Here is a 6181-nt window from a genome sequence, read left to right as displayed (position 1 = left end):
GGGACTAGATCCCCTTGAAGGGTCGTTCGAGACCAGGACGTTGATAGGTCAGGTGTGTAAGCGCAGTAATGCGTTCAGCTAACTGATACTAATTGCCCGTAAGGCTTGATCCTATAACAAGTCTGCCTTGTAGATCGGCGCCGTGTGAAAGCACTGGCTGCAGGATCCGAAGCGACAAGTTGGATTCTCGTGTGTGATACACACAACTCAAAATTACTGCTTCTTCCAAGATTGGTTGTGCTGCGAAGCCAGCACAACAACCCTCTTTGCCTGATGACCATAGCGAGTCGGTCCCACCCCTTCCCATCCCGAACAGGACCGTGAAACGATTCTACGCCGATGATAGTGCGGATTCCCGTGTGAAAGTAGGTAATCGTCAGGCTCCCTAAGCCAAGAACCCCCGCCCGAAAGGCGGGGGTTTTTGCATTGGCGCGGCGGAAATGTACGTAGACCAGAGAGACGCCATTGGAGCCGTCTACGTCACTCCTCCCAAAAAACAGTCGCGGTACCAATTTCTCCCACTGAACGATATCAGACGCGATTTATCGGCTTACTGAGCCTATCATCGATCAAAATTCGCGCCCCGTTCTCTCAGTTTCTCCGCAAGCACCGCAGTGTGTGATCAGCCTCCCGTTCTCCTCGGCTCCTCGAGTCATCAGTTGGTCTCCGGTCAGATAACCCACGATCCGAACGAAATGAACGCGTTATTCGGCGTGTCCACGTAAAATTTGCGAATCCCCCTCTCTGCATTCAAAACGATGAACGCCGCCACACAGGTAGCCCGGGCCGTTTGCCCGCACGATTGTCCGGACACCTGCGCGATGCGCGTGACCGTCGAGAACGGCAAGGCGATCAAGGTGACGGGCGATCCCGACCATCCGCCGACGCAAGGCGTGCTGTGCACGAAAGTCAGTCGCTACGCCGACCGTGTTCATCATCCCGATCGCCTGACGGTTCCGCTCAAGCGAGTCGGCGTGAAGGGGGAAGGGCGCTTCGTGCCGATCAGCTGGGGCGAGGCGTTCGACGAGATCGGCCGTCGCCTCGGTGAAATCGCCGCGCGTGCGCCGGAAGCGATCGTGCCGTACAGCTACGCCGGGACGATGGGGCTCGTGCAGGGCGAGGGCATCGCCCAGCGCTTCTTCCACAAGCTCGGCGCGTCGCGGCTCGAGCGCACGATCTGCGCGGCAGCTGGCGCGGCGGGGTTGCGGTACACGTATGGCGGCAGTCTCGGCATGCACCTCGAGCACTTCGAGGAAAGCGAGCTGATTCTTATCTGGGGCGCGAATCCGATCGCGTCAAGCCTGCACTTCTGGACGCGCGCGCAGGAGGCGAAGCGCCGCGGCGCCCGTCTCGTCGCGATCGACCCGTATCGTTCGCTGACTGCGGAGAAATGCCATCAGCACATCGCGCTGAAGCCCGGTACCGACGGCGCATTTGCGCTCGGCATGATGCATGTGCTGATGACCGAAAACCTGCTCGATCACGACTACATCGCCAGCCATACGCTTGGTTTCGATGCGCTTGAAGAGCGCGCAATGTCTTATCCGCCGGAACGCGTTGCGCAGATCTGCGGTATCGATGCGACCGAGCTGGTGGATCTTGCGTGTCGCTACGGCGCGACCCGCAAGGCGTCGATCCGCCTCAACTACGGCATGCAGCGCGTTCGTGGCGGCGGCAATGCCGTGCGCGCGATTGCAAGCCTGCCGGCGCTGACGGGCGCGTGGCGCGATCGGGCTGGCGGGCTGTTACTCTCGTCGTCGGAATCCGCGCCGGTCGACCAGGCGGCGCTGCTGCGCCCGGACCTGATGCCCGGTTGGCCGCACAAGCTGCCGCGCATCATCAACATGAACGCGATCGGCGACGCGCTGCTGCACGCGGGTGACGCGACGTTCGGGCCGAAGGTCGAGGCGATGATCGTGTACAACTCGAATCCGGTAGCGGTCGCGCCGGACTCGTCGAAGGTCGCGGAGGGTTTTGCTCGCGAGGACCTGTTCACGGTCGTTCTCGAACATTTCAAGACGGATACCGTCGATTTCGCCGACATTGTGTTGCCGGCGACCACGCAGCTCGAGCATCTCGATATTCACAAATCGTACGGCCATACGTACGTGATGGCGAACCTGCCTTCGATCCCGCCGGTGGGTGACGCGCGGCCGAACACGGAGATCTTCCGAGGCATCGCGCGCAGCATGGGGCTCGACGAGCTGGCGCTGTATCACAGTGACGAAGAGGTTGCGCGCGTAGCGCTCCGCTGGGATGACCCGGCACTCGCCAGCGACTGGGAAACGTTGAAGCGGGAAGGCTGGCTGAAGCTCAAGCTGCCGGATGCACCCTTCGCGAACGGCGGTTTCCGTACCCCGTCAGGCAAGTGCGAGTTCTACAGCGCGCGGCTTGAGGAGATGGGCATGGACCCCGTTCCCGACTACCTGCCGCCGTTCGAATCGGCCGAAGCCGCGCCCGAGCTCGCTGCGCGTTATCCGCTTGCGATGATCTCGCCGCCGGCGCGCCACTTCCTGAACAGCACGTTCGTGAACGTCGACAGCCTTCGTACGACGGAAGGCGAGCCTCATCTCGACATCCATCCGTCCGACGCCGATGCGCGTGGCATCGCAGAGGGCGACGTCGTCCGCATCTTCAACGACCGCGGATCGATGCAGGCACTCGCGCGCATTACCGATCGCGCGCGTGCGGGCCTCGTCGTCGGGCTGTCGATCTGGTGGAAGAAACTGTCGCCGGATGGCCGGAACGCAAACGAGGTGACGAGCCAGGCGCTGACCGATCTCGGCAATTCGGCGACCTTTTACGATTGTCTTGTAGAAGTTGAGCGAATTTGATCGAATATCGCCTTATGATCGGACGAATGTCCTCGGAAGTTCGAAGTGGACATCTAACCCTGTTGTCTCGGGGCGGGGGAGCCGTTACGATGCGTTTTAGCACGACCATTCGAAAATCTGTGAGGAGACGCGCAGTATGGATAAAATTTGGCTGAAATCGTACCCACCCGGCGTTCCAGCCGAAATTGACGCGTCCCCCTATCCTTCTGTCCCGGACCTGCTCGACGAAAGCTTCCGGCAGTATCGCGATCGCACCGCGTTCGTCTGCATGGGCAAGGGCATCACGTACGGTGAACTCGACAAGCTGTCGCGGCAGTTCGGCGCGTGGCTGCAGTCACGTGGCCTCGCACGCGGCGCGCGCGTCGCGATCATGATGCCGAACGTGCTCCAGTATCCGGTGGCGATCGCCGCGGTACTGCGCGCCGGTTACGCCGTCGTCAACGTCAACCCGCTGTATACGCCGCGCGAGCTCGAGCATCAGTTGAAGGACAGCGGCGCGGAAGCGATCGTCATCCTCGAGAATTTCGCGTCGACGCTGCAGTCCGTCATCGCCAATACGGCCGTCAAGCACGTCGTCGTCGCATCGATGGGCGACCTGCTGGGCATCAAGGGATGGCTCGTCAATTACGTGGTGCGCAACGTGAAGAAGATGGTGCCTGCGTGGCAGCTGCCATCGTTCACGCGCTTCAAGGCCGCGCTGTCGGAAGGCGCGCGGCAGGCATTCAAGCCGCAGAAGATCGGCCCCGACGACGTCGCGTTCCTGCAGTACACGGGCGGGACGACCGGCGTCGCGAAGGGTGCCACGCTGTTGCACCGGAACATCGTGTCGAACGTGCTGCAGGCCGGCGCCTGGCACCATCCGGCTCATGCGAAGTACCCGGACGTAAAACAGTTTGTGACGGTCGTCGCGCTGCCGCTGTATCACGTGTTCGCTCTGACCGTCTGCGGTTTCCTGACGATGCGTACGGGCGGCATGGGCATCCTGATCCCGAACCCGCGCGACATCGCCGGCATGATCAAGGAACTGAAGGGCTATCAGATCTCGACGATTCCGGCGGTCAACACGCTGTACAACGCGCTGCTGAACCATCCCGAATTCAACCAGCTCGACCTGTCGAAGCTCGTGATCGCCAACGGCGGCGGCATGGCGATCCAGGAAGGTGTCGCGAAGCGCTGGTATGAAAAGACCCATACCGCGATCATCGAAGGATACGGGCTGTCCGAAACGTCGCCGGTGGCGACCTGCAACCCGGTGACGGCGACCGAATACAGCGGGACGATCGGCTTGCCGCTACCGTCGACCGAGGTGGCGATCCGCGACGATGCCGGCAACGACGTGGCGCTCGGCGAGCCTGGCGAGATCTGCATCCGCGGGCCGCAGGTGATGGCAGGCTACTGGAACCGGCCGGACGAGACCGAGAAGGTCATGTTCCCGGACGGCTTCTTCAAGACGGGCGATGTCGGCGTGATGGACACGCGCGGCTACGTGAAGATCGTCGACCGGAAAAAGGACATGATCCTCGTCTCCGGCTTCAACGTGTATCCGAACGAAGTCGAGGACGTCGTGGCGTCGCATCCGGGTGTGTTCGAGGTGGCGGCGGTCGGCGTGCCCGACGAGCATTCCGGCGAAGCCGTGAAGCTGTTCGTCGTGAAGAAGGATCCGGCGCTCACCGACAAGGACATCCTCGCCTACTGCAAGGAACGGCTCACCGGCTACAAGCGGCCGAAGCTGGTCGAATTCCGCACGGAGCTGCCGAAAACGAACGTCGGCAAGATCCTGCGGCGCGAGCTGCGCGACGGACGCGCGTAAGTCACCGCGAGATTGAACGGAACAGCCCGGCCGACGCCGGGCTTTTTTGTTTGCGGCTGCGGTCGGATCGGGAGCAGCCATTTTCTGCCGCGGTCCAGGTGCGGCCGGTCGCGCGTCTCGACACGACGGACGCGCATGGCGCACCGGTGGCGCTTCCGCCGCGATCGACCAGCCGGGTCCCGGTGCCCCGGTCTCGCGTTGCGGCCGCACCGGAAAAGAAAAAGGCGCCCGAAGGCGCCTTCAATTTGCTGCGGCTTGTCAGGCAAGCTGATTAGAACTTGTGACGGATACCGACGCGCGCTGCGACCTGGTTGGCGGAGCTCGAACCGGCGAGGCCGTTGATCGCTGCCGTTGCCTTCAGGACGTCGCCGTTCGCGTCGAGCACGCTGCCCGAAGCGTGTTGATACACGCCGATTGCGTAGACGTCCGTGCGCTTCGACAGGAAGTAGTCGACGCCCAGCGAGCCTTGGTGGTACTTGGCTGCCGAGTTGCCGTCGATCTTGCTGCCTTGCGTGTAGTCGTACGCTGCGCCGAGAATCAGCGCCGGGGTCAGCTGATACTTGAAGTTGATTTCGCCGTTGTTGAACGTCGCGGTCTGGTTCACGAACGGGCCTGCCGAGAAGCCCTTGAACTTCGTGTTCGAGTACGTCGCGCCGATCGTTGCTGCGCCGAACGTGTAGGCGCCGCCTGCACCGATGACCTGGTACGTGTTCGCGTTGTTCGCGTACGCGCCGTAGATCGGCGACGAAACCGACGACGATGCCGAGCCGTTGTTGAACATGCCGCCGAACTGGTTCGGCGTACGTGCGTTCAAGTAACCGACGCCGAGGACCAGCGGGCCGTTGTTGTAGCCTGCGCCGAGCGACCAGACCTGGTTCTTCGAGAACTGGCCTGCCTGGCCGCCGAAGCTGTACAGGCCGCCGAACGTGAAGCCGCCGTAGCTCTGGCTCGTGAACTTGACCGCGTTGTTCACGCGATAGGCGTTGTTGAAGTTATCCAGGTCGCCCGGGTGAGCGGCGATGTAGCCACCCCACTGGTCGCCTGCTTCGAGCGGGCCGACGAAGTCGACGACGGAGTCGTACTGACGACCCAGCGTGACCGTGCCGTACTGGCTCGACAGGCCGACGTAAGCCTGACGACCGAACATCAGGCCGCCCTGACCGAGCTTGCCGCTGTTCACGTCGAAACCGTTTTCGAGGGTGAAGATCGCCTTGAGGCCGCCACCGAGGTCTTCGGTGCCGCGCAGGCCGAACCGGCTGCCTTGCATCACGCCGCTGGCCATGCTGTACAGATGCTTGCCGCCTGCGTTGTTGTTGAAGAGCAGGCCTTCATCGATGATGCCGTAAAGCGTCACGCTGCTTTGCGCTTGGGCAGCGCCAGCGAACGCGCCCAGCGCGACGAGCGCGAGAAGCGACTTTTTCATTAACGGATCTCCAAGAATCACTGAATTTTTTTGGCGGGGCAGATAGTTATGTTCTGTTGACGGGCCCCATCAACTTCGCAAGAAGTCGGACGTAATGTAGCAAAACCGTTTTTT

Annotated in this window: 3 protein-coding genes and 2 rRNA genes; 4 read left to right on the top strand and 1 reads right to left on the bottom strand. The window is 62.0% G+C overall.

Features of this window, described 5'->3' with window-relative positions; translation table 11 throughout:
• The 4 genes from HWX87_RS32015 to HWX87_RS32000 form a co-directional block, all read left to right on the top strand.
• A 23S ribosomal RNA gene (locus HWX87_RS32015) occupies positions 1–113 on the top strand; the annotation flags it as partial.
• Positions 114–269: 156 nt separating this feature from the next.
• Positions 270–382 (top strand): 5S ribosomal RNA (gene rrf, locus HWX87_RS32010).
• A 376-nt stretch (positions 383–758) separates the two neighbouring features.
• On the top strand, positions 759–2834 hold the full coding sequence (locus HWX87_RS32005) for a molybdopterin oxidoreductase family protein (protein ID WP_176050950.1): 2076 nt from the start codon (positions 759–761) through the stop codon (positions 2832–2834).
• Positions 2835–2970: 136 nt separating this feature from the next.
• Entirely contained in the window at positions 2971–4644 is a 1674-nt protein-coding gene (locus HWX87_RS32000) for a long-chain fatty acid--CoA ligase (RefSeq protein ID WP_176050949.1), read from the top strand.
• Between the two features lie 271 nt (positions 4645–4915).
• On the opposite strand, the gene HWX87_RS31995 is transcribed toward HWX87_RS32000, so the two are convergent.
• Positions 4916–6067 (bottom strand): porin, encoded by a 1152-nt coding sequence (locus HWX87_RS31995; RefSeq protein WP_176050948.1) that lies wholly within the window; start codon positions 6065–6067, stop codon positions 4916–4918.
• Positions 6068–6181 lie beyond the last annotated feature (114 nt).

Origin of the sequence: Burkholderia sp. BCC1644, assembly GCF_902833225.1 — a bacterium.
In the GTDB taxonomy this organism is placed as follows: domain Bacteria; phylum Pseudomonadota; class Gammaproteobacteria; order Burkholderiales; family Burkholderiaceae; genus Burkholderia.
This window is presented reverse-complemented; position numbering and strand designations above follow the sequence as displayed.

What these genes read in the sequence shown, in the direction of transcription:
- HWX87_RS31995 (WP_176050948.1), bottom strand. Translation starts at nt 6,067, where the DNA reads ATGAAAAAGTCGCTTCTCGCGCTCGTCGCGCTGGGCGCGTTCGCTGGC.
- HWX87_RS32000 (WP_176050949.1), top strand. Translation starts at nt 2,971, where the DNA reads ATGGATAAAATTTGGCTGAAATCGTACCCACCCGGCGTTCCAGCCGAA.
- HWX87_RS32005 (WP_176050950.1), top strand. Translation starts at nt 759, where the DNA reads ATGAACGCCGCCACACAGGTAGCCCGGGCCGTTTGCCCGCACGATTGT.